Source organism: Sutcliffiella halmapala (assembly GCF_002019665.1).
GTDB classification, from domain to species: domain Bacteria; phylum Bacillota; class Bacilli; order Bacillales; family Bacillaceae_I; genus Sutcliffiella_A; species Sutcliffiella_A halmapala.
Map to the genome: position 1 here is coordinate 2,599,950 of NZ_KV917375.1, position 25,119 is coordinate 2,625,068.

Here is a 25,119-nt window from a genome sequence, read left to right on the forward strand (position 1 = left end):
TATCCCCTCTAATTCAAAAATGAACTTCAAAGCCTACTCCTTTAATGTTTCAGACGATGTTAATGTTAATTTCGTTACAAAAAGACTCATTCTTGAACAATTTCTGCTTCGTTAGTACAATAACTTTTACAGAAAATACACTAACCCTCTTTTTGAATTAAATGCCGTTAGTTAAAGAAGGAAAAAGAGACGCTTAGTATACAATTGCGTCTCTTTGTTATACAATCTATTTTAAAAATTGTCGTTCTATTTTTGCTGTTTCTATACTTGGCATCTCAAATTTATACAGTATTGACATGAAATATCTAATAATAAAATTCCCAATACAAAATATTCACACATAAAATAACTGTAAAAATAACTGTGATAATCCAAACTAGTTTTTCACGTTTGCTTAAACTTTGATTTTTTATCTTAACACTTAAAAATCCACAATTAACAAGAGCGATAACTATATATATAAGATTTAAAGTTAAAAATGGTTTGAGAAAGGCATAACTCGTCATTGATAATGTCTTATAACCTATCCAAAGAACGTTCATAAACATAAGTACATTTAAAACATGTTGGCTAAAAAGGAATATATGCAGCTTGTTTTTATTCCATATCCTTCTTAAAATAGTGACCAAACTATAGATGAAAGAAAACGTTACGGCTACTAATCCTAGAATAATTCCTCCCCACTCTAGGAAGTGTTTATAGTAAGGAATGTAAAGTAAATCTGAATATGTATTAGATAACACGTTTTTCATTTGTGGATGTTTTGAATAAACATCTAGACTGTACAAACTAGGACCATCCTCTGTTTTGTAAATACCTGGTTCTAGCTGTGAATAATTTAAGTCGTTCATTATTAAATTATTTGATCCACTATGTTTCGTTTTACCTCTTAAAAATAATCCATATACCTTACTAAACCCATAGCTGGGCAACCGAGCCGGCTCATAAATACCATTCCATTGAGATGAGTTTTCCAAATTTACCTCATTTTCAACATGTGCATATTCACCAAAAATGATTTCAGGTATTCCCGATGTGAACGTGCTTTCATCCTTCATGTTGGTCAACACTAAAACTCCGATACGTTCTTTTCTATCTACATAAAAAGAGGAGCTAAAGGCCATAGAATTCCCACTGTGACCATAAACATGCTGACTTTTCGATGGTAAATAAAATAAACCGTTTGCTGCCCTTGGGATATTGGTTCCCGGATAATATAGTGTTGGTTCAAACATTATATCAATCGTTTTTTTATCCTTAAATAAAGGGGTTCCGTCTTCAGCTAATAACGCTTGTAATAACTTTTGTAGATCTGTAGCTGTCCCGATAGCACTACCTACCGGATACATGGGAATCGAGTAAAAATTAGGTTCAATCAATTGCAGTGCATTCGAATAGCCCTGCACCTTTCCCCTCTGTTCTTTTACCCATTTGTTATCGTCTAGTTCGGAATCTATTGCAGTTTTCGTCATTTGAAGTGGTTCAAAAATATTCTTCCGTATGTATTCCAGATAGTCTAGACCACTAACTTCTTCAACAATGAAGGCAGCGAGACCACTTCCATAATTTGAATAAGCAACCACATCACCAGGAGGAAATATTTGTTTAATATCTGCTTCTTCGAGTACTTCTCTTAATGAACTCTTTTTCGTTGGACGATGAATCATTAAATCTGTATAACTATCATCAAATCCCGCTGTATAATGCATTAAGTGATGCATCGTGATAGAATCCTCAAATCTTGTTTTGGAGCGGAAATCATTTGGCAAGTAAGTTTCGATATCTGTTTCTAAATTAAGCTTTCCAGTCTCTACTAATTGTAAAACACTGATCCAAATAAGAATTTTAGAAACGGGTGCCCATTCAAAAACAGTATTTTCATTAACCAGAATTTGTTCTTCTATATTTGCATAACCTTTCATTTTGTAAACTATTTCATCCTGGTCTATCACAATCGTTGCTAATCCAGCAACATCTCCCCCATGTTCTATCATATAATTCTCTAATTTATTTTCTAACACAGTATTTTCATTTGCAGAAAACGTTGAAAGAGGATTATATCCAAATAAGATCCAAAGGAGTAGAAAACAAATGAACGTCTTAAAAGCCTTATTATTGTGATTACTCACTGTGTTTAGCCCCCTTTCCAACTATTGAACTAGAAGTATAATCTTTATCCTGAATTCTTCATGGATCTATTCCAAGAAAGTAGTCCCTTATCTCTTTTGGTAACTCTTCCACTGCAAGAACTTGTAACCTTTCCGTTCCGGGTGTAGTCATCACCATATATGTTTTTTCATCATATTCAAAAATAGTAAACTGACTTATTCTATTTGGTGAGATATCCAATCTATTAATATAATCATAATCTTCTTTATCGAAATTAGCTTCATATCCCTCTAACATTACCTTTTGTGCCTTTTCAAAATTATCAGCAAAAGAAATCGCTTGATATAATTCTAGAGAATTTTTAGGAGTAAAAAATAGAATATAATATGTTGCAGTTCCAATTATAAATACAGCTACTATCATAGTAAGAAGCCATTCTTTCATTGAACTTTTCTTAATAATCCCCACATGAAAGCTCTCCTTTATTTGCCTAAGTTTATCTATCTTCAATATTTATGTATCGTTAGGCTAAAAACATTACTTTACTAATTTTGGTACATCAGGACGATCCCGTTGCTTCTTTTCTATAGTCAAACGATAGAAGCAACAAGTCCGTCCCATTTGCTTCTTTAGAACATTAGTTTACTAAATATGAAGCAGTGAATGCTTATGTTCAATCCTTATTCTAAAGTGATTCATAATTCGTAGTTGTTCCTCCGTTAATTTTTCTTTATTCCAGTACATATGCATCAAACTGTATTCAAATACTTCCTTCAGTTTAATGAAAAGTGGAAGTTGCTCTAACATCTCTGGAGATATTTCATTTGCCTCTTGATACCCTTCGATAATTGCTTTTGTAATAGAACGTCCGTAATCAACTATGTTGCCATTCCCTACAAATGTGTACTCCAAAGCACTATAGATTGGAACGGCTAAATCAAATATATAAAAATGCTTCTCACAATCTTGGAAATCTATCATGGTTAATCTATTATCGCGATCTACCAATATGTTCTCCAGCCATAAATCACCGTGCAACAAACCATAGGTATCATAACTTTTGGGTAAGTTTTGTATGGTGCAAAGAACCTCTTGTGCAATCTCTCTAATTGCACTTTCTTCCTTAGGGATATATTTAAGAAAAGCATATTCCTCATTATCATACCAATCATTCATGTATTTAAGTGTTCGCCTATTTTCATATTGTTTTGATAAAAGATGTAAATGCCCTATTTGCCGACCCAATTCTTTAAATACATTGGCATTCCATTGAGCTCTTGGTAAATGCACACCAGAAGCAGCTTTATATAAAACAGTTAAAGTTTCTTTATCCAATGTTATCGTTTCTACTAATTTACCGTTTAAAGAAGGTATTGTTGGAGAAACACCAAATCCTTCATTATATAAAAAGTTCGTATAATCAACTTCCTCTAACTGTTCATCATACGTTTTATAGTTCGTTATTCTTGCAAAGTAATTCCCTTGTTCTGAAATACATCTGAACATTTCATTGGTTACTGCCTCTACTTTTATAAAATCCAATGGATATAATTCGTTGAGTAATGAAAGTATCTTATGTTCCATATACTGCTCTGCTCCCGTCTATTTATATGAATATATACTTGCTTACGGATATTTTTCGGACTCACTCCGAAATAATAATAACATAAATTCCCAAAAATAAGTTAGCGCTTTCAGAATTTTTTAATTTTTCATTTCTCTTAATAATAGAAAAGGCTGTCATCAAAAGAAATACTTTTTGGACAGCCTTTTCTTATATTATAAAGTTGAGTGTGAAACTTTTCGCTTACGACACACGTCACTCTCATGCCCTAGAATAGAGGTTTCTAGTCTTGCATGCATCTTCCCACCACGATACCCAATTTTTTGATAATCTCATAATCTTACTAACTTTCCTTTATAACTTCCTGAAGCTTTTCCATTACCCTTGTTAAAGCAAATAATGACTTAGTTGTCCCATATTCTCCGACGTCTAAGGAATGGTTTGCATCTTGGACAACTTCTATCATTAAATTCGAGTTACTTAATTTGACTATTTGATTTAGATTGAAATGAGGATCTTTGTCTCCGATAACTAATAGTCCTTGATGTTCACTATTCAAAATGGCATCAAAAATTAAATCGAACTTTAGCAATGGAGTAAGTATAATCATTTTCGATTTTAAAAATTCATCTCTTTTTATTAAGTCATAAGCAATTGGAATTGTTCCAAACGATTTTCCTAGAAAAATCGTCTCGTTGTATTTTCCATTTTTATGTACATCTAAGATGACTGGGTTAATATCTTCCATCATTTCCTTAGATATTTCTTCAAGTGGTTTTTTCCATAAATGTTCCCCATAGGAATAATGGATATGAACAATATCAATATTCTTTTCTAGCATTGCCAACGTTGCATAGTAAAATAGAGGCTTGTCATAATTGTATCCTGCCCCTGAAAACATAAAGCAAATGGTTTTCGACCCTGTTGCAAAATGTGTATAACTAATAGTTTTATTGTTCGTTTCTAAATTCTTTTTATTAGCTTTCATTTCCAACCCCTCAAAAAAATGCTTTTCTGACTTTTTTCTTAACATTTACTGTTAATCACTTTTTCTATTAAATCATCTATAGTTCCAATTACTTTTTCAACTTCAGACAAATGATAGAAGGTACTTGTTGTTTCAAAGTTATTTACCTCATTATTATGCGAATAAAGAAATATCTTTTTACCTTGTCCTAAAGCTATTCCAAATTCAATATGACTTCCCTTGCCTGCTGGCAATAAAACGATTAAAAAATCTGCTTCCATTACTGCCGTTTTTTCTGCTTGACCTACTTCTTTTAGTTCTTCAAATGTCGATGCTCTTTTATTTTTTGTCCAATCATAAGTTTGAATATAACCCTGATCTTTTAATTGTCTACTAACAATTCGAACTGTCTCTTGATTTTGAAAACTTGATGCAACATAAAATTTCCTCATTATTTCACCTATATCCTTCATAATAAAAACTAACCCTTAGCTAAAAAACCGATTAATTACAGGAATACATCAGAACGATTGTTTTACTTCGTCCCCGTCTCGTAAATTAAGCAACCTCTTTTTATTATCCCAAATTAATCTAATGCCCTCTAATATCAAATATTGATTATGATAAGTATCTACTTCCAAATCATTATTAATGAGGTTAGATAGTCCTCCAGTCAGTACAACTTTAAATGGTAAGTTCATTTCTTCTTTTATTCGCTTAATAATCCCTTCAATTTGACCAATAAAACCATAATATGTACCTATGTTCATACACTCATGTAAATCCTGACCAATAACACTTTGGGGTCTAGTTAATGCTGAATTATACAGGTTCCATATTTTTAAAGTCATAATATCGCTTGATACTTTTATTCCAGGTAAAATCGCTCCTCCTATAAAAAATCCTCTTTCATCTATAACAGAAATTGTAGTTGCCGTTCCACAACATACGACTATACATGGAGCTCCATATACTTTTAAGCTTGCATATCCACATACTATTCGATCAGTACCTATTCGACCGTCACAATTACTGTCTATCTGTAAATCTATTTCAAGGTTTACACCTATAATGTAAACAGGAAGTTGAAAACAGTCTTCAAAAATTTTTCGCAGTTTCGTTGTTAATTCTTCAACAACTGAACAAATAACTACAGCTTCAATAGTCAATACATTGATAGAGTCTTGGTTGATGATTCGCTCCATATTTTTTGCTAAATCTTTTATCTTTAAATCCTTTTCTGAAGTAAGACTCCAAACTTTTTCTAATTGCTTACCTTGAAAATATGCTATTTTAATATTTGTATTTCCTATATCTACTGTTAAAATTCCGTTCATGAAGCTAGCTCCTTTTAATTGTAAATACACTTTGTAAAATCATTAGCCCCACTCTAAATATGGTACCTGACCCCCATTATGATAGAGCATTACTGTACCGGGGGTCAGGCACCGAGTTTATACTCAAGATTTAAGTGGATAACAAAAAGATATACAAAAGATAACGTCAATCTATACTATATTTCCGTTAATCATGTCTTTCCAGTAGTCAAAAAATATTTGTATTATATAAAACTACTCTTTTTATTTATTTTTATATAACAGAGTAAATTTTTCTTCATTTTCTCCCCAAGTAATTTTCACTTCAATTTCATCATCCTTATGAATAGTGTGACAGTTGTTGCAGATGTAACTTGCTACTAAAATTCCATCTTTATAATCTTTAGTTCCGGAGCTTGTTCCATGATTTCCAGCTACATAATATCCAATAACCTCAGGTGGTTCACCAGGACCTATATACTTTATTGTAGCTTCGTATTCTCCAGTATCATTAGAAGGTTTTACATGAAATTCCACTATCCAATTTTCGCCATTTCCCGAATATGTGTTAATCTCTGAGCATGCAGTTAAGATCAAAATAATAAAACTAAGTTGAATTATAATTGTAATTTTTTTCAATAGGTTCAACTCCTTACTAGAACTATATCTTGGCTAGGAACTATCACACCATTTTCATCTAAGAAACTGATCCATTCTAATTCCTGCCTGACCATTTCCTTCATTTTTCCTTTTTTCGACAAACGTAATATCTTCCCTTTATCTGGTATTAGATAAATGTCATTATTAAATCCACTGTTTAATTTAATGCAATTATCATTCATATCTTTAGGATCCATTACATCGCTCCTGATCGCAGAAGGCGTCCGACGGTGTATAGAGAATTACTCATAGAAGATTTCGTTCTGGTGAATCGTAAATGCTATTTTTCACATTATCAAGCATATGTACATTGCATCATAAATGGTTGCTCTACACGGAGCGTGCTTGTTTCCAAGCATACCGCAGACCATTTAACTCATGTGAATAATTTATGCCCCAACTCTATTTCTTTCAAAAAACACTTTTTCGATTTAAAATGTATATTATTGTCAATAATCTATTATACTATTAATTATGTAAAACAATAAGAAAAATTTGGATAAAAAGGAGAAAGATATGGCCAAGATTCCCTACCTTCTTTCGTATAGCAATAAAAAGAAACAAAAGGTCCGTCCCGTTGCTTCTGGTTATGGTATGTATTAACATGGAAATAGGTTATGAAGCAATCGGGCCAGTTTGTTGGTTAATTAAAATATCGAAATGTATTTGGAGGAATGGACTGTATGGGGGGAAATTCGGAGTTAAAAAAAGCTATAGATTTTTTTGTTCGAGGTGAGTATTACTGTAGTCGCCAACCTGCATCCCAACTACATGAATATGATTCTATAAAACATCTTGCTTTTGGTTCAAATGTTGGTGGCAGAACTGACGAATTTATCGTTTATAATTCAAATCCTGCTCACGTTATTGATTCCATAAATAAACTAGACATAAAAAAAGACTATTGGCTTACTGTGTTTTCTGATGAAGAACCGTATACATATGTTGCAGAGGGGTATACCATCAAAAGTACAGAGTTTCTTATGATTTTAAATCTGAAAAGCTTGTCTTTTGAAACAGAAAACAAGATCATCAAGTTTATCAAAACTGAGGAAGAAGCTCTACGTATCAATCTTTTTTTCAATAAGACTGTTATCGATCTTAAGAAATTAAATGATCCAAATCTGCATTTTTACGTTGGTGAGGAAAACGGAAATCTCGTATCTCATGGAAGCTATGCACTACTAGATAAAACCGTATATTTGAATAATGTATTTACTTCAAAAATACATAGGGGTAAAGGAATGGCCAAAGCACTTTGCCGAAAAATGCTTATTGATGCCAAGCAGGAAGGCGCTGTCCAGAGTGTACTTGTTTCTAGTCAGATCGGGAATCCTTTATATCTAAAATTAGGTTATCGAGATGTATCAAAAATGTGGGTGTTCGAAAGAAAAGCTTAAACAATCGGTCGATTTTCCAGAGGAAAGAATGCGTTTCTTTAACGTCTAAATATTCATTACAAAAACCAGCTAAAGTCCTATCGAAGGATTAGCTGGTTTTTGTTAGTAATTCATATAATGAACAAATAAATGCGTTTTTTAACTATTTTTTAATCTCTCCTTTTTATTGTTTGTTTCTTCATCCGAAAACCTGAGCAGCAATGCCGAATAAGGTATTGTTTCTAGCTGGCATTTTAACAGAATTAAGCACCATGATTGGAGGTTTACTAGCTTTAATAAATCCACTTTGCTCCAAAAACAATGTAAATTCCTCATTACCTGATGGAACATCAATCCTAAGTTTACCATGATGTTTAAAAGCTAGCCTATCTAGTATTAAAGTTGCTGTTTGAGAATCAGGTTCTACAATCATCTTTTCTCTCTCTATTTTTCTTATTGGTGTGATCGTCGACATCTTTGGTCCGCAAGTTGCTTATCTATTTGCAGGTAGCTTATTATTCTGTGCTACATTTATTGGCGCAGCTAGTTTTAGAAAGAATAGGAAGACTTTTGAGGGCGGTGTGGAGAAAAATATACATGCATAATAGAATTATGGGTAGCTATGTGAATGGGATGAACTGGAAAGGTATTTGAGTTAGATGATATTACTTACGTACGTTAACTACAATGTAGTAAAATATGGAAAAATAAATAAGAAGAACTTTTTTCAGGAAAATACTATTACTTCTTGGCATTATAATAGTAGCCATAACTGGTGAACAATGAATGTAACTGAAGAAAACAATAATTCGTAGCTTAAAACGAAAGCGAAATGGATGGAAAATAAATGGTTTGTAAATAAGGAGGTATATACAAGTCTTGTACATACCTCCTTATTTACAGTAAATGCTTATTGTATTAAATCAACCGTTAGTTTAAGTACTTTATTTCACAAGCTTATCCCTTTCTTCTTCTTTTAAAGTATTTGCAATAACTTCACATTTTTTTATAGCCCAACTATAATGATTGGAAGTGTTTGCTGTGAAATAGCTGTATAAATTACTTGTTTTTGTCCACTTATAGTATTTTTTTGTCATGATTTCTTCATTACTATGTAATTTTATTAGGTCCATTACTCTTTCATGGCTTAACTTCAATTTTCTTATAGCTTGATTTAATGTTACATCTTGATAGTTTTCCTGAATTTGCAAATTAAGTAGTTTGATATTTCTCCATTTATAACCTGGTGCTGGCATAAAAGGATTATCTCCATCCATACCTTCTCTATACCACCTCTCAAGCATTGAATGCCATTCATACAAATGCATTAATACATCACGGAAATTCTTATCTCTTTCATGAGTTTCAATAGAAATATCCCTTTTTCTGCTAGGCACAGTTTCAATTATTTCGAATAATGATTGAAAATTATTCTCGCTATTCATTAATAGAGTTTCTTTTTCACTCGTTATCATGATAATAAGTACCCCCTTTTTTCTAAATATTAACACAAGGATATTCGTTTTTGTGTTAATAGATATAAACACTTTAATCCAAAATGTATATTTGAATGTCATTTTAACTATACTGCCCTTGAGTATAATAAGCGGACTAGACAATCAGGCATAAGAAGAAAGGACATTAGAATAAGATTTCTGAATAAATTAGTAAAAAGGAAATCAGGAGGTACTATGGACTTTTTTCTAAAAATATTTGCTTATATTATTTTTGTTCTTGGCTCACTGTATTTCTTCTTTGGTGGTAGTAACTTTGCTAAGAAACCAAAGGGCAAACAGTTTGGGATCATAATGATAATAAGCATTTTACTTTTAAGTTACTATTACTGGTTTCCAAGTTAAAATAATTTAACTTATTCACGAGCAAAACTCGCCACAAATATTCGGCGAGTTTCGCTGTATTAAATCTCAATAGTCTATATAATATAGATGTCATTCGGCTTGAATTTTTGTAAAGCAACACAATACGGAGCCCTTTATACTACATCTTTGCGTTTTTAGTGTCTCAGACTCTATTTATTTAATAAAAATAGATAAAATAGGAAGCACTATTAAGACAACAACAGCACTTTGGATAAAGGTGAAGATAATGTCTTTTTTCCAAGAATTGCTCTTAGGATAACGATTGTTAACTCTTTGGAACAGAAGAAATACTACCCAACAAATTAATATTATATAAATTACAGAAATTACACTATCGTAATACAAACCATTTCCCCCATTACATCTGTTTTATATTTTCCCTCTATTAAGGTCCCTTCTCTTTCTATAACTTCTTAAAAGAAACCACACTTTTCATAACATCTTATTGCTCTTCATAAAGACTAGTCTACAGATTAACACTTGCTAGAACTAGACTTTTATCTACAAATTATTTATTAGTACCACCTAAATACAAAATTACATTTGACTTTGAATCAATACAACAAAAGGTAGTTTTATAAATAGTAGATAATAACCTTAACCCAAAATTGTTCAATAACGACTCATTAAAAACTAGTTTATTTGGTGTGGTAACATATGAGGATGGATTATTAATATTAAAAAATTCAATTAAGTGTTCGATTTTCACTATGTCTTCAGAATTAATTGGAGTGACAAATTCCTTATTAAATTTATAAAAAACCCTTATGCAACCAGATTTCATTATGTCAAAAACAGAGCCACTTATGTTTACTTCGTGGCTTGGAGATAGATAAAATGCTTTAACATAGGGATTCACTCTTCCGCCTTCGATATAATCATTAAATAATGTTAATGACATTGATTTTGCTTCCATCAATTGGATTTGGTTCATATTATCTTCAAAATAAATCCCTTGTACTTTATTAAAATGTTTTGCAATTTGATTTATTTTATCGACCTCGTAATCATTCAAGTTATTAACTTTGTAGACAAAATTATAACTATTATAAACATAGAAAGGAGCAAGTATAAGTTGCTCCACCTCCGTTAATATGGAAGGTGTTGGTGTTTCATCATATTCATGTAGCGCCTTAATATTATATTTATTAAGTTTAAGTGCCATATCACCAATTTCCATCTCTATCATATTGTTGTCACTAAAAAAACCAGCGTTACTAACATCATCAACCTTAGTTGCCCAATTTTTCAATAAAATCATTCCTTATCTATACTATCTAGTCATTGAAAAAGTATGTTGTGCTGTGATACCAATTTGTTGAAAGTGTAATAAACCAGCCTCACCCTGAATAAATCCTTTTCCATAATTTTTTTGAAAGAGATATACAACTTTATACTAGAATTTGTTGTACTAGTTTCGAAATTTTTTTCTAAAGAGAATAAAAGGATTGGCTTGTTTTTATTTTTCAGCTGTGCGAACCGTTGTAACCAATAAATCACAAAATGGCCTGCATAAGCCTTGTGCTGACATACGTTTTAATAATTCTTCCGTATTAATTTTATTTTTAATATTTCTTTGGATTGCCGAATTGATTGTTGCAAATTTCAAATGATTAGCATCCGAGTCGATTATATATTCAGGAAACTGTTCCTGTAACATACGAAACACTGGCTCCTTCAGATTAGGTTTTGTTTTTATTACGGAGATAGATGGTATGAACGTAAGTAGAAAATCTATATCAGATTCACTCAATGCTTTTGCTTGCAGCCATTCCATTACTGTTAAATCATGCATATTTACTACTCTCTTTTCTTCTGTTATGTAGCTGCACTATATGTAGCAAACGGTTCTACCTCTTATAATTGAAAAACAAGTCTTAAATGCTTTTATCTTACTTAATATACAACTAAAACCTTTATAGGGTTTATACTCCCATTACTAATATCTTCAAAGCATTGGATCAGCTCTTCTTTACTTATTGTTAATTCAAATAATCTCCTTAACTGAAAGCTATTCTTTTTAATTTTATCAAAATACCATTTTGAGTGTTGCTTGTAATCCCAGCCATTACTTGAGCCAACTATCTTTAATTCCTTCTTAAAAAACGCTGGGTGAAGCTCAAACTTGTCTTTATTACCATCTGACAATATGCAAATTCCAGCATTATTTACAACTGATTTTTGAAGTGTTTTAAAGGCTTCATTATAGGCAGAACACTCTAATCCAAATGCATAATAATCCTTTGGACTTTTTGATAAATCATCGAAGACATTGTTCGCTCCTAGCATTTTTGCTATGGATCCTCTTGAAGAATTCGGTTCTAATACATCGACGTGTTGGAGATTCGAAAATTCCTTTAGAAAGAAAACAGCTAATAGCCCCATTGTCCCCATTCCAGCAACTAATACTTTATCTGTCTCTTTCGGATTTAGTTTAAGAACACCTTTTGCTGCATCACATGACAAAATGGTAAGTAATGCATCGGAATAATGAATGCCATTTGGAACTTTTATCGCTTTATCCGCTTTAATAATTCCGTAATCTTTATGGCCATAAAATGCTACAATTCGATCGCCAATTTTTAATGCTTCAACTGCTTCCCCAATTGCTACAATTTCTCCATAGCTTTCATACCCGGTCTCTTTCGGATAGTGCGGCGATGCATTAGTCCTATCACTTTCCATATATTGTGGCAATTCAGCTCCGACACTTATAGCCCCTGCAATCGTTTTAACTAGAACTTCATCTTTCTCGAGCGGTGGTAGAATTTGTTTTGTCCATTTTAGTTCTCGTTTGCCTGATAGAATGAGAGATTTTTGGTACATTCCCCTTCTCCTTAACAAAGATTTTTTTGTTCTAAATTGTGCTAATCTTACTTGCTACCTTAATTAAAGTTAGTCTCCTCCAAATATTTTCAGTTTAAAACCTAGTTCTATGAAACACGACTTAAAACCACTCTTTTCCATGTTCACGAATGAATTTAATATCGTTTTCATAATGTTCAAGATGTCCTTCATCTATCATTTTTTGAAAAGCAATATCACCTTCACTGGCTTTTCTTGTAATTGTTTGGCATAAACCTTCTAATCGTAGCAATACCATTTCCAAATAATCTCCTTCTACTCCCCCACTATAAGTTTCAAAAAACAATCGAACTCTTTGTTTTAAATGGTCAGCATGCTTTAATGAATTGTAATAAACTTTCTCCCCTGTTTCAGAAAGACAAAATCTACTTAAGGGGACGCAAGTATACAGTGTATACGCAATGTCCCAAAGTCTTGGACCAGGTCCAGCTACATCAAAATCAATAATGCCTACTGGTCTTTTATCATTAAAAATAATGTTGTATATGGCAAAATCATTATGGCATAGTACCTCAAATGGTTGGGGTGTATGATCTATTGATTGCCAACCGTCTTCCATTATAAAATCACTCACAGAATCATGATAAAGACGGAGCATCTTCGCTATTTCTTTTAAAACATCATTAGTCCACATATATTCCTTTAAAGGATAATTGCCAGCTTCTCCAACAATAAAGGATAATATCTCTCTACCATCATCATCAATACCTAAAAACTTTGGTGCATAACTGAAACATTTGTTCTCCAAATGCTTTAATAGCTTGTGAATTTTGGTACTGTCTGGCTTTAATTCTCGTCGAACGGTATCTCCCGTACGATATACCTGTGAGACATTCCCTCCTGTTAACAACTCTTCGTTTTCATGGTGTGACATCTGAACATTCCCCTCTATAAAAAAACTATAAACTTTTAAAACACATCTAGATTGTTTAACAAGATTACCAGTTAACAGAACAAGAGTTACTTTTCTTTATATATTAACATAAATTACCTATTCCATTTATTTCTTTTTTAAATATTTAGAATAAAAACAAAAATCTCATCAATAATTACTAAAAAAGTTCGGTTCATTACAAGTTAGGTTATAGTAAATGCAGCGTCACTAAATTGGAAGATATTAAAATTATGCTTAATATGCAAAAATGATTGTCGAAAGCTCTTTATTTAAAACCAATGAAACTTATGTTAGGCTTAAATTATCAAAATTTACCATCCAAGAAGAAACTATCTCCAATATGTGAAAGGTGTGAAGGATAAATTGTCTATTTTTATAGGAGTATTGCTCATTTTCTGGGGAAGTCTTGTCCTATATTCCTCATTATTCAAAATGAAACAAAGTAATTATAAAGATAACGGTGTAATCGGAGTTAGTGGCTATATTGAGTTTGAATTTTTATTAAAACTATTAAGTAGACTTCCATCTGGTGTAATAAAGGCATTCACTTTATTTATTGGAATTACCTTTGTAACCTTTGGAACAATTATGATCATTTGAAAAAGGACTTCAAATCCATCGAAGTAGTTCACTTTCGATGGAGAAAATATTAAATAACATCTAATATAACGTTAAAAGTCACACAACAAATGAGAGGAAAATATAACAGATAATAGTGCTATAAAAGACATAAGAAAACGCAGAGGTTTTATCCCTCTGCGTTTTACCTTTTTTTAATGTTTTGTTCTTCCACAATCGCACCCATTTCTGGAAGATGGCTACTTATGAATAACTGTCTCCTTTGTTGCTATAAATTTCATAAGCAAAATATCCAAATAATAAACCTATTCCAGCACCCAAAACAATAGTAGATAGTAAGGGGATTGGGGTAAATATGCTAAGAAGTACAGCAACAGCACAACCACTTATCATTCCGAGTGGCATTAAACTATCTAATAAATTTTGAGCTCCTTTTGATTTTTTCTTACCCAAGGTACCTTTCTTATATTTATGTTTCATTCTAAAAACTACAAATACTGCAATCCCACCCACTATTATAAGGGGTAGTAAAATACTCGCAATTTCCAAAGCGAAGCCCATATTAGAATCTCCTCCTTTACTTAAATAAAGATTACCTAAAAAACAATTAAACTAGTCTCGTTCGAGTTATTATATCTTTTCAAAATCTCTATACTATTTTAACATTAAACCCCATTAGCTTCTGATAATCAAAAAATAAACCTAGCATTTTACACGTGAGAAATGCGATTCGAAGTATGCACCGTATGTTGTAACCATTCTTAGAACTTAATACAACTTTTATCATCTTTTTAAATCGGCAAATAAAAAAATATAACAGCTGGACAACGAATAGGGATAACGGAGAAAAAATTCGAATGGAACGACATTATTTGACAAAACAGCCTGGGGTATCCAAACTCTTAATACTACATTGTCCTTCTTCAACTAAAAGTCTTAGGTTAGTTTAATATTTTGAAAACTTCATATAAAACAATCCTTATTTTGTATTTGATGGTAACTATGCTGATACTATCAAAATTCTTCTATTTAATTACTAATTATATTAAATGAACTCTTTAAACATGTTTCGTTTAATATCGTCCCATTCTTCTTGAATAATACTGAAATAGACATCATCTCTACTTACACCAGATGTATCAATATAATTTGCTCTAAAAACGCCTTCTTTTGTAGCACCTAACTTCTTAATTGCTTTTTGTGAACGAAGGTTTCTTACATCTGCACTAAACTGGACTCTTCTAAAATCTAAAACTTCAAAAGCATATTTTAAGAGTTCGAATTTACAAGCTTTATTTAATCCCGATCCTCGATAAGGCTTTCCATACCAAGTCCAGCCAATTTCTAATCGTTTATTGTTAAATTGGATATTTCCAAACCGTGTTGAGCCTGCAACTTTATTGGTAAGTTTATCAATTATTAAAAAGGGATACGCATTCCCTATCATCCTTTGATTAACGGTTTCATCTATGTATGTTTGAAGTTCTTCCTCATTTTTACACTCTACTGTATAGTATACCTCCTCATCGAAAATGATATCTTTTATCTGTTCTCTAAAATCCCCTTCAAATGGGATTAACTTGACTCTCTCATTTTCTAATATTACTTGACTATTATAAAATTCATTCATATCTCTCGTACTTCCCCTCTTTTATGGTTTTCCACTTTTCCATTTGCATCTACTAAGCTCGTTGATAACCGCTTTAGGTTATTACATACACTATACGTTTATATTGACCTATACAAAAGTGACAGTTTTAATTAAACTTATAGGGTCAGATTAGAAATGGGGAATTAATATGGAAATCACAATATCATTCAACGAAACGACTAATGAACCTCTATACTACCAGCTTTATCAATACATAAAAAAAGAGATTCAAACTGGGAAAATCGCAAAAGATACTCGTTTACCTAGTATAAGAACACTTGCTTCACATTTAAAGATAAGCAAAAACACGGTTGAAATAGCCTACCAGCAATTAATTGCTGAAGGCTATATTCAAAGCAAAGCTAAAAGTGGCTATTATGTATTAGAAATGGAGACCAATTTTTCCTCTCAAATAAAACAGCAGCCATCCAATCATTTAGAGCAAGCATTCATTGAAGAGGAAAGTATTTATGATTTCCGACAAGGACAAGTTGATTTAACCCACTTCCCATTTTCAATCTGGAGAAAGCTTACAAATCAATGTTTAAGTCCAGAGTATCGTAATAATTTTTTATATGGACACCAACAGGGAGAACCAGAGCTGAGAAAGGAGATTGCCAACTACCTTTATCAATCGCGTGGAGTACTCTGTACACCACATCAAATTATTTTAGGTGCAGGTATACAGCAGTTGTTAACTCTATTTTGCCAAATAACAGGAAATAAAGAGCCAATAGCAATAGAAAATCCAGGGTACGATGGAGCAAGAATGGTATTTGGAAATTTCGGTATTACTATATATCCAATTGAACTTGAACATGATGGCATTAATGTAGAGCAGTTAAAAAAATCGAAGGCTAAATTTGTCTATTTAACGCCTTCTCATCAATTTCCATGCGGGATGATCCTTCCCTATTCTAAACGAATCGAATTGCTTAATTGGGCCGATAGTAATAGTAGTTATATTATAGAAGATGATTATGATGGAGAATTTAGATATATAGGAAAGCCTATACCTGCATTACAAGGTTTAGATCGGAATGAGAAAGTTATTTACTTAGGAACCTTCTCAAAATCGCTTTTGCCAGCAATACGTATGAGTTATATGGTACTCCCTACTAAATTAATAAATACATTTAAGACAAATTTTCCGCTCTATGAACAACCTGTTTCCAAGTTACACCAGAAAACGATGCAACTATTTATGGAAAACGGCCATTGGGAGAGACATATACGAAAAATGAGAAATATATACACGAAGAAACATTCCTTATTAATATCCAGCATAAAAAAGATAATGAAAGACAGAGTTCAAGTTATAGGTGCTCATTCAGGGTTACACATTTTACTTGAAGTACATAATGGAATGAATGAAGTAGAGCTTATTCAAGCAGCTAAGAATAAAAGTGTAAAGGTATATCCCACTTCTAGATTTTGGATGAATGCACACAAGCAGACATATCCATTGATTCAAATTGGATTTGGTGGAGTTTCTGAAGAGCTAATATATGATGGGATCATCCGTTTAAATGAAGCTTGGTTTCAATAAGAATTTTCGTTATAAAACAAGAATGTCAAAATGAATCCCCTACAAAGTACTTTAAGACGATATAATTGTCAAATATGTTTGACAATTATATCGTCTTCTATTATGCTTAATGTGTAAAAAGTTTTTTACACATCTGAGCGAATTAGAGGTGTATGATTGTGCAAAATCAGATTAAAAGCTACCGAGAAAAGAAAAGCATTTCGCAAGGGAAATTAGCAGAGTTATGCAATGTAAGCAGGCAAACCATTAATGCTATCGAGAACAACAAATATGACCCCAGCCTGCAATTAGCGTTTGACATCGCTAAAAATCTAGGGGTTATAGTCGATAAACTATTTTTACATGGGGGGGCAGAATAAGGATGAGTAAGCGATTGATGTTTAGTCTGTTTTTTGGCGTATTAATTTTTATCTTTATAGGATTTATCATGAACAAAATCTCGAATGGACTTTTTATTGGCTATAACGATGTATTATTTATTAGTGCATTACTACTGTGTTTTTTCTTCACGATGACATGGGGTACAAAAAAGCAGAATGATGGAATATTATTGGATGAAGAACTTGGAAAAAGAATTCAAGAAAAGAGCTCAAGTGTAAGTTATCAAATATTGGCACTCCTCATCTTTTTCGCGGTTATTGGTGATGCCATAATAAATGATACAGTTAATATGTTTCTATTAATTCTATTAGGGATCGCCATTGTCATTCAACCAATGATTTCTTTTATTGTTGCTCAAAGTTATCAGTTAGAGCCTAATTTTTTAGGGAGAATAGCAAACTTACTTAAGCAATCAAACAAAAAAACGCTGACAAAAAAGCAACTGATACTCATAGGTGTGTCAGGGATTTTAACAGGACTTTTCGTGTTTCCTAAATTATTTGGCAGCGGCATAGGCTATGATTTATTAGTTTTTCTATTCGGAGAGCCTACTGAAAACTCCAGTCCCTTCCCTCTATTGTTTATGGGATTAATCATAACGGTATTTATTACATGGGGTTATTTTTATATGAAAAGCTATTATGGAACAGCAGATTCGAAAAATAAATAGTATAATACATTTTTCAAGAAGCCACTATGTGATCGCTTAGTTATTACTTCTCAATTAGTCTCTACTAGTGTTTCAAATCGTAATAAATATATTTGCTGAGAGAAAGAAATGGAATTCGTCCCATTTCTTTCTTTTTCCATTTCTATAATGGGTTCTTTAAAGATTTTTTGATATTATTTAATTTTGAATAACTAGATTAGCTTGTGTCAATGGAGTTTCAACCTCCATATAATAATCTTCGGCTTTCCAGTATCTGTTTTGAAATTTTTCAATATTACTCTGGATGGCTTCGCTTTCACGATTGAATCTCTTTTGTCTCGAACTCTCCAAAAAAATTATAATATCGTAGAAATTTCTCCACTCTTTTCTTTGTAAAAATACTCCTTCGATAATAATTACACAAGTATCTGGTATCTTAGTTATCTCCAGTCTTTGAGTATCAGAACCGTAATCATAAGTGAGTAACTGTATTTCGTTAGAATTCTTTAGGTTTACAAATAAATTGTCCTTCAAATATTTAACATCCCATTGCAAATTGTAATACTCATACCACTCTTCATATCCAGTGTTGTAACGCCTTTTTCTTTCTACAATATAGTCGTCAATATGTAAAAGGTGAAATGAGATATTTTTTTCTTGAAGATACTTTTCAACTTTTTTTGTCAATGTTGTTTTTCCAGAACGACTTAGTCCGTCTAATCCAAGAACGATTCTTTGACCTTGTTCAAGTTTAGGAATTAATTTAGCTATATTAAGTATTTTATCTTCCATACATATGCCCTCTTTTCAATATACACATATCATATTGTCGAGAGATTCATATCAAAGATGATATGAATCCCGTTAGTAAATTATCTTTTGATACTCTCATTAGTAAATAGAAATGTAACAAACTATTATGATACTTGTTGATGACACTTCACCTTTATTAAAAGAATCTTCGCTTTTAATTAGAACAAACAAAGATTCCAGTATCTTTCGTAATATGTAAATATCCTTGATTATTTTTCTTACCTTCTAAGAAATCAATAAACTCGTTAAAACTTCCATTCTTGATAAGTGCTTCTTTAAGGTCAGTACCTATCGTAAACATATAATCAGCCAAATCTCTCACATTCGTAACCTTCAAATTCGATTCAAAGCGTAACAAACTTACATCTTTAAAAAAATTCCGAAGTTGTTGTTCCCCATTTTCAAGACCAAAATAACTTGAATTCAATGGTTTAGAAAACGGTATGGAAGAATCAAATTCTGCAACAAATTCATAAATCTCTTTAAGATGGCTTAGACCATTAGTTGATGTATAAAAAGTTCCGTTGGGTTTTACTATTCGTTTAATTTCAAATAATGCAGTATTGATATTCGGAACATGATAAAGCATATGGTTTGCTATGGCAATATCGAATTGCGAATCAGCAAAATCGGTTGATTGAATATCCGTTGCTTGATAATTAATGTTTTGAATCTCTCCGATGCTTTCTAGCGCTCTTTCAAGCATCCCCTCAGACATGTCAGTTAATATAATGTCCCATCCACTCTTAATCTTGTTTTTATTCTTAGCCCACAGAGCACCAGATCCGCACCCGAATTCTATAATACTACTTTGTTCCTCAAACTTTATGTTATCAAACACCCATTCATGCCAATCTAGGTTGCTGGTACTATACAAATCATGTAATGCTATTCGGATATCTAATCTAGCTGAATCACCGTACTGTTCATTTAAAAACTCTTTTGAATTAGTTATCATGATTTTCTCCATTGTTTTAAATTAAGTAAGCATAAATTGCGAAATACGCAGGTTAAGGATATCGGGACGAACCCTATTGCTTCCTATTCGAATCCTTGAATCTGTGCATTAGGACATCGTTTTCTTAACTCGGAGACGAACACCCTTTTATTCTTTGGTAAAATCTTTATACTCCCATGCCTTGCTGATTCGTAAAATAATTCAATTCCCTTGTCAGAAGAAGAAATTCGATAACCAGTGAGGCTTTCTGTCGTTAAAGATACCTTTGTTATGTTTTGATACGGAATTTTACTTTTAAATGGTCCGCCTTTAATTACTAGATAATCTTTACAGATTACATATCTAATAGAAATTACGTACCACAATAAAAAACCTGCCGAAATAAGATAGATAGCAGATAGAATAATTAAAATTGATATTGATGCTTCTTTATAAAGGGGAAGCAATGGTATAGTCCCCATTATTAAAACCACTAAAAATATAGATGTTATAAAAACAAAGTCTACTTTGGAACGAAAAATCATTGGTTAATCACGCCTTTCATATAATATTTATACGACTTTTCAACTCCTCAACCTTTTGGACTTTTATGTGGTAACCTTTCTCTTTCAGACATTTCTCCTCCTCCTTGATCCTTGCATCTAATATCATTTATTAATTCAAGTTTAACCCATTAATTTCCTTCCTCATCTAATATATGCCTCGATTATTGAATAGAGCCCAGGAAACTTCTAGAGTGTCTTATTACTTTATAGTAATAACGACACTACTGTTCAATTTTCAAGATAAAAAAACACACTCTTATAAGAATGTGTTTTAGAATTAGAAGCAAGCTTTAAATTTTCTGGATAGATTGAACTACCATTTATCAAGATGCAATTTTCTTATTTTACTAGTGGATACACATAGAATTATAGTTTAACTAGCTATTCCACATTCAAAATGAATTTTCCAATATTCCATCTTTCTTCTATGGAATAGTCAATTATTATCATGTAAATTGTTACGTAACTGAGGCTTTACAAAGGGATTTTACTAGAATTCTTAGTTGTTAAAGTAAGCAAGTACATATTTTGAAAAACAGAAAATCAATTTCTAGAAAAAATGTCTTTTTCTCTAATTGTTCGTGTTATACCCCAAAATGCAAAACGGTATACAACTCCCAAAACAGCAAATATATAAACGAATTCAAAAATAGTAAAAGGATCATTAGCAATTAAATAAGAATTAATAAATACTAATGTTAACGATAGTAGTTCTGTTAGAGAATCTTTAAGGCCATTTTGCTTATATATTATTTTAGATGGTTCTAAATTTAAAAAATCATGAAACTTGTTACTAAAATTACCCTTAATATAGCCAAAAAAGATTAAATAAATCCCTAGAGCGGGTCCATATGAAATGTTTAAGAGATGTGTGATAACACAATAAATTATCGTGAATAAAAGTAAAGGCATTTTAAATATAACCCCTCTCGTTTCAGAAAAATGAAATAATGCGTTACTCTTATCTTTTAAACACCCCTTAAGTTTCCAGAGGCTATTCTTTAAGCTTTTTCTTCATATTTAGCCACATGACTCTCTGGATTCAAGCTTTTACTTTTCCCATTATTGTTACGTAGTACCAAGTAGCCGAAAAACATGAATAGAAGCGTAAGTCCCATCAAAACGATGCTACCATTTAAGAAATTTATATTCACATTGTCTACTACAACCGAAAGCTCTCCGTTTACTACTTTAGATAAATTAAAGTATGTAAATGGAGAAAGGTGAGCATAGTTTTCTCCGAATTTAGTGGTTAAGTAATAACCACTAATATTAATCAGAATGGATACAGCAAAAACTGATAAACTATTCTTGATAAATGTGGATAGGAATATAGTTATAGTAAGGATAAAGATTAAACATAGGATTAATAACACACAACTATAAATAAGGTATTCTCCTAATGCTATAAAGTGATATCCTTCAATACTTTTTCATTACCAAACGATTTATTCACTCGATTAACTGTAAGAATCATCTGAATTCTCCTTCGAAAAATTTTATTTGAATCTGAGCGTAACAATCAGTTTTTTTACAACACAGAATAATAGAAAGCCAGTGACATAGGATATTAACCAAGCTTTCCTAATGAAGTAAAAAAGAATTGGATATGGTAGAGAATCCTGATAAAGAAAACCGACATAATAGTCACTACCTTTCGTACCAACATACGCTAAATAACCTCTTCCTCCCAGCCTCCTCTACCTATTAATTCCTATTTTATTCTTAAAACAGTTACATCGTCTACAAATTATTGGATTTATTAGATTTATTTTACTATTATTCAATTCCAGCGATTAGAAAAAAAGCAGATTAATACTGACGGTTGTGTACATAGACTATTCCTTTCTTTGCTGCCTTAAAAAGATGGAAATTTTTTCTCCTTAAAACAATATTGTCTATCTTTTGAAAGAAAATTAATTTGTTATTATTTCATAACAAAGGAACCTCTGAATTTATCAGAAGCTCCGGTGGTTTAAGAAGAAATTATTGTTGAATGACTACCTACCCTCTGCCACCATGCACGTTTAGAAAGGGATTATTGAATAAGTTTAGCAGTATAATAGTTGGGATCCATCAAGACGAATACGTCTCTTCTATTGTTTAGCAAAACGAAAAAAGCAAAAGTTTCGTCCCTCTCGCTTTCATCTATTTGTAATCAATTGTTTCATGTGTAGGAATTTAATCTTATGCCATAAAACATTCCAATTCTTCTTTATAATAAGCTCTTTATAAATAGCTAAAGTATCCGTATTGAGGTGTTTTTTCAAAAATAAGGACCAAAATGACATGTGAATTGACATAAAAACTGAAAGAAAACTTGTCGGCTTTTGACAAGTTTCTTTTTGTGTAAAATATTCTAAAATTAATCCGAAGAAAAAGCACCCTTCTTACAAAAGATGCCTGCACTTAGTTACTTCGTTTGTTTTTAACGTTCTGCTTTTAACATCAATTGCCTGAAAATCCATACTATTTTTATTACTAAAAGTGATAGTAACTAAATCATATGGGAAATCGTGAGCACCTTCAAATGTTGTTACTTGCAAGATGACATTAAAGTAGCTGTAAGGCTCTACCTTCTTTTTGACTTGGAGAATCTGTTCGCAATAAAACTCCTTCGGTTTATCGAAATGTTGTTCGAGTGCTTGGTCGATGGATGGAAAGAGCAAATTGATAATCACATCATCACACAACTGTACATCACTTGTAGTTACGGTTTCGGCTTGAACGGGAGAATAAGAGAAAAAAGTTAAGAAGGTCATTAATATTAAAAAGGTTTTTTTTCATTAAAAACCTCCATTCCATATTGTTCTTATTATGAACAATTAAGGAAATTCTTATTAAACTATCTTGACTACATTCTTTATTTATTATTATCGCTATGTAAAAGTCCTAATGTGTGAACATCGTAAAATTCTTCATTCGAGTAATATGCTTTTCTTCTTGTTCCTTCATGTGTGAAACCCAATGCTGTCAACAGTTTAAAGCTAATTTCATTAAACTCATAGACCTCTGCATCAATTCTTTTTGTACCATTTTCAAAGGTCTTTTGAAGAAAAGAATGTAAGGCTTCTTTTGAATAACCCTTGCCTCTCTCTTCCCCTAACCCAAAACGTAACCATCCAAAATAATTAGTGTTGTCCATCCAATTTAACCTTATATAACCGATTGGCTTGTTATTATCCTTAATGGAGATTATAAAATAAGGGTGTTTAGCATCGATGCTTTTCTTAATGTGATTTTGTTCATTTATAACCGTATCCAATCCGACTGACATTTGCCTCATTAATTTTTCGTTTTTCCATTTTGCTATTAATGTACTATCTGAGATTTGGACATCTCTTAGATACAAATTACTACTCTCACAAAATATAGCCTCAGCAACCATCCTCCTTTACACCTCAAAAACAAGCTCTAATTCCGATTGATTCTTTTCAAATGGTAAGAGTGACCCCTTAAAAATCATTTTCTTACCTATCATGTCATCAGGTAATGGTGGTTCCACAATAAAGCTGTAATAATAATGCCCAGAAGATCCACTACCACCTGTCATTCTGCAATAGTATTCTTCGTCGCCTTCAATACTCAATTCTAAATGGATCGGGTTATATTCTTCTTCCTTATATTCATCCCATTCCATATTCAGAAAGACTACACTAGCATTTTCATATTGACGAATAGAGGAAATATAATATACTCTATCTTCCAGTTCAGTCGCCTTAAAAATCTGGAGGATTTTCCTAAAACCAACAGGCTCTACAATTGGTCTATGATACTCCTCCGTCATAATTAATGAAAAAAGAGAAGTCAGCTGGTTTTCATAGAGCTCATATTTCTTTGACCATTCCGAAATGTATTCAAGTGGAGGAAATCCTGGATTATTTTCCGTAACCTCTTTTCGTTTCTTTAGTAAAGCACAAATTTTTTCATCAACTTCTAATGCTTTTAAATCATAATGATCAGTAGGACGTTCAAACGGCATCGATTTCCACATTTCTTACCTACCTCCTTAAATTCTTTTTGGATTGGTTAGCATATTTATTACTACACCCATGAATGTCAGTATTCAGCTTCGGTGCTTGTCCAATACTACCCGTTTCCTGAATAACATCTTAAGTTAATTTTACCACATAAATCCAATTAACTTCTATTTTTAGATCCCTATTCTTTACTTTCAATTAAAAAACTTGTGTTTGTAATTTCGTACGACAGTCTTTTCAACTTTACAAATTTTTTAGAATTCATCGCCTTAACGGTGCACAAAATACACAAAGCTCCAAGAAAAATATACAATTGAATAGACTAGGAAAATAATAACTTAGAGGTGAATCTGGCAATAGAGGTTGGTCATATTAGCTT

At 32.0% G+C, this 25,119-nt stretch carries 28 protein-coding genes; 5 read left to right on the forward strand and 23 right to left on the reverse strand.

Features of this window, described 5'->3' with window-relative positions; genetic code table 11:
- Positions 1-305: 305 nt before the first annotated feature.
- The 8 genes from BK580_RS12765 to BK580_RS12800 all read right to left on the reverse strand — a co-directional run bounded on the left by BK580_RS12765 (position 306) and on the right by BK580_RS12800 (position 6,813).
- Positions 306-2,129: a serine hydrolase domain-containing protein gene (locus tag BK580_RS12765; RefSeq protein ID WP_078380712.1), complete on the reverse strand. Its 1,824-nt coding sequence runs from the start codon at positions 2,127-2,129 to the stop codon at positions 306-308.
- A gap of 58 nt (positions 2,130-2,187) precedes the next feature.
- Complete coding sequence (locus BK580_RS12770; protein WP_235864044.1) at positions 2,188-2,577, reverse strand: hypothetical protein; 390 nt, start codon at positions 2,575-2,577, stop codon at positions 2,188-2,190.
- A gap of 177 nt (positions 2,578-2,754) precedes the next feature.
- On the reverse strand, positions 2,755-3,693 hold the full coding sequence (locus BK580_RS12775; protein WP_078380713.1) for a phosphotransferase enzyme family protein: 939 nt from the start codon (positions 3,691-3,693) through the stop codon (positions 2,755-2,757).
- 323 nt (positions 3,694-4,016) lie between these two features.
- Positions 4,017-4,661 carry an alpha/beta hydrolase gene (locus BK580_RS12780; protein ID WP_078382761.1) on the reverse strand — a complete coding sequence of 215 codons (645 nt, stop codon included), beginning with the start codon at positions 4,659-4,661 and terminating at the stop codon, positions 4,017-4,019.
- A gap of 38 nt (positions 4,662-4,699) precedes the next feature.
- Positions 4,700-5,092 carry a group-specific protein gene (locus BK580_RS12785; protein WP_078382762.1) on the reverse strand — a complete coding sequence of 131 codons (393 nt, stop codon included), beginning with the start codon at positions 5,090-5,092 and terminating at the stop codon, positions 4,700-4,702.
- A gap of 69 nt (positions 5,093-5,161) precedes the next feature.
- The gene (locus tag BK580_RS12790; protein ID WP_078380714.1) at positions 5,162-5,977 is read right to left on the reverse strand and encodes a type III pantothenate kinase; all 816 of its coding nucleotides are present in this window, start codon (positions 5,975-5,977) and stop codon (positions 5,162-5,164) included.
- A gap of 243 nt (positions 5,978-6,220) precedes the next feature.
- Entirely contained in the window at positions 6,221-6,595 is a 375-nt protein-coding gene (locus BK580_RS12795) for a hypothetical protein (RefSeq protein ID WP_078380715.1), read from the reverse strand.
- A 5-nt stretch (positions 6,596-6,600) separates the two neighbouring features.
- Complete coding sequence (locus BK580_RS12800; RefSeq protein ID WP_078380716.1) at positions 6,601-6,813, reverse strand: hypothetical protein; 213 nt, start codon at positions 6,811-6,813, stop codon at positions 6,601-6,603.
- Positions 6,814-7,299: 486 nt separating this feature from the next.
- Between BK580_RS12800 and BK580_RS12805 the strand changes: the two genes are divergently transcribed.
- On the forward strand, positions 7,300-8,016 hold the full coding sequence (locus BK580_RS12805) for a GNAT family N-acetyltransferase (protein WP_169864965.1): 717 nt from the start codon (positions 7,300-7,302) through the stop codon (positions 8,014-8,016).
- A 178-nt stretch (positions 8,017-8,194) separates the two neighbouring features.
- On the opposite strand, the gene BK580_RS12810 is transcribed toward BK580_RS12805, so the two are convergent.
- The 6 genes from BK580_RS12810 to BK580_RS12840 all read right to left on the reverse strand — a co-directional run bounded on the left by BK580_RS12810 (position 8,195) and on the right by BK580_RS12840 (position 13,614).
- A complete protein-coding gene (locus BK580_RS12810; RefSeq protein ID WP_139364891.1) occupies positions 8,195-8,470 on the reverse strand; it encodes a GNAT family N-acetyltransferase in 276 nt (91 codons plus the stop codon).
- A 469-nt stretch (positions 8,471-8,939) separates the two neighbouring features.
- Positions 8,940-9,470, reverse strand: a complete 531-nt coding sequence (locus BK580_RS12815; RefSeq protein ID WP_078380719.1) for a ClbS/DfsB family four-helix bundle protein — start codon at positions 9,468-9,470, stop codon at positions 8,940-8,942.
- A 913-nt stretch (positions 9,471-10,383) separates the two neighbouring features.
- Positions 10,384-11,127 (reverse strand): hypothetical protein, encoded by a 744-nt coding sequence (locus BK580_RS12825; protein WP_078380721.1) that lies wholly within the window; start codon positions 11,125-11,127, stop codon positions 10,384-10,386.
- A gap of 207 nt (positions 11,128-11,334) precedes the next feature.
- Positions 11,335-11,670, reverse strand: a complete 336-nt coding sequence (locus BK580_RS12830; protein WP_078380722.1) for a hypothetical protein — start codon at positions 11,668-11,670, stop codon at positions 11,335-11,337.
- A gap of 101 nt (positions 11,671-11,771) precedes the next feature.
- Entirely contained in the window at positions 11,772-12,701 is a 930-nt protein-coding gene (locus BK580_RS12835; protein ID WP_078380723.1) for an alcohol dehydrogenase catalytic domain-containing protein, read from the reverse strand.
- Positions 12,702-12,822: 121 nt separating this feature from the next.
- Positions 12,823-13,614 (reverse strand): phosphotransferase, encoded by a 792-nt coding sequence (locus BK580_RS12840; protein ID WP_078380724.1) that lies wholly within the window; start codon positions 13,612-13,614, stop codon positions 12,823-12,825.
- 384 nt (positions 13,615-13,998) lie between these two features.
- Between BK580_RS12840 and BK580_RS12845 the strand changes: the two genes are divergently transcribed.
- Entirely contained in the window at positions 13,999-14,235 is a 237-nt protein-coding gene (locus BK580_RS12845; RefSeq protein ID WP_078380725.1) for a hypothetical protein, read from the forward strand.
- A gap of 222 nt (positions 14,236-14,457) precedes the next feature.
- On the opposite strand, the gene BK580_RS12850 is transcribed toward BK580_RS12845, so the two are convergent.
- Positions 14,458-14,775: a hypothetical protein gene (locus BK580_RS12850; protein WP_078380726.1), complete on the reverse strand. Its 318-nt coding sequence runs from the start codon at positions 14,773-14,775 to the stop codon at positions 14,458-14,460.
- Between the two features lie 484 nt (positions 14,776-15,259).
- Positions 15,260-15,844, reverse strand: a complete 585-nt coding sequence (locus BK580_RS12855) for a GNAT family N-acetyltransferase (protein WP_078380727.1) — start codon at positions 15,842-15,844, stop codon at positions 15,260-15,262.
- Between the two features lie 169 nt (positions 15,845-16,013).
- Between BK580_RS12855 and pdxR the strand changes: the two genes are divergently transcribed.
- The 3 genes from pdxR (at position 16,014) to BK580_RS12870 (ending at position 18,465) form a co-directional block, all read left to right on the forward strand.
- Entirely contained in the window at positions 16,014-17,414 is a 1,401-nt protein-coding gene (pdxR, locus tag BK580_RS12860) for a MocR-like pyridoxine biosynthesis transcription factor PdxR (protein ID WP_078380728.1), read from the forward strand.
- Between the two features lie 158 nt (positions 17,415-17,572).
- Entirely contained in the window at positions 17,573-17,773 is a 201-nt protein-coding gene (locus BK580_RS12865; protein WP_408055245.1) for a helix-turn-helix transcriptional regulator, read from the forward strand.
- Between the two features lie 2 nt (positions 17,774-17,775).
- Positions 17,776-18,465, forward strand: coding sequence for a hypothetical protein (locus tag BK580_RS12870; RefSeq protein ID WP_078380730.1), 690 nt, complete (start codon positions 17,776-17,778; stop codon positions 18,463-18,465).
- A 177-nt stretch (positions 18,466-18,642) separates the two neighbouring features.
- Here the strand turns inward: BK580_RS12870 and BK580_RS12875 are convergent, their stop codons facing one another.
- From BK580_RS12875 to BK580_RS12910, 7 genes are all read right to left on the reverse strand, one after another.
- Positions 18,643-19,236: a kinase gene (locus BK580_RS12875; RefSeq protein WP_078380731.1), complete on the reverse strand. Its 594-nt coding sequence runs from the start codon at positions 19,234-19,236 to the stop codon at positions 18,643-18,645.
- A 175-nt stretch (positions 19,237-19,411) separates the two neighbouring features.
- Positions 19,412-20,215 carry a class I SAM-dependent methyltransferase gene (locus tag BK580_RS12880; RefSeq protein ID WP_169864968.1) on the reverse strand — a complete coding sequence of 268 codons (804 nt, stop codon included), beginning with the start codon at positions 20,213-20,215 and terminating at the stop codon, positions 19,412-19,414.
- 83 nt (positions 20,216-20,298) lie between these two features.
- The gene (locus tag BK580_RS12885) at positions 20,299-20,676 is read right to left on the reverse strand and encodes a PH domain-containing protein (RefSeq protein ID WP_328589047.1); all 378 of its coding nucleotides are present in this window, start codon (positions 20,674-20,676) and stop codon (positions 20,299-20,301) included.
- A 1,085-nt stretch (positions 20,677-21,761) separates the two neighbouring features.
- Positions 21,762-22,136, reverse strand: coding sequence for a hypothetical protein (locus tag BK580_RS12895; RefSeq protein ID WP_078380735.1), 375 nt, complete (start codon positions 22,134-22,136; stop codon positions 21,762-21,764).
- A 1,014-nt stretch (positions 22,137-23,150) separates the two neighbouring features.
- Positions 23,151-23,453, reverse strand: coding sequence for a DUF3888 domain-containing protein (locus BK580_RS12900; RefSeq protein ID WP_169864971.1), 303 nt, complete (start codon positions 23,451-23,453; stop codon positions 23,151-23,153).
- 170 nt (positions 23,454-23,623) lie between these two features.
- A complete protein-coding gene (locus tag BK580_RS12905; protein ID WP_078380737.1) occupies positions 23,624-24,148 on the reverse strand; it encodes a GNAT family N-acetyltransferase in 525 nt (174 codons plus the stop codon).
- Between the two features lie 6 nt (positions 24,149-24,154).
- Positions 24,155-24,754 (reverse strand): hypothetical protein, encoded by a 600-nt coding sequence (locus tag BK580_RS12910; RefSeq protein WP_078380738.1) that lies wholly within the window; start codon positions 24,752-24,754, stop codon positions 24,155-24,157.
- Positions 24,755-25,119: the final 365 nt, after the last annotated feature.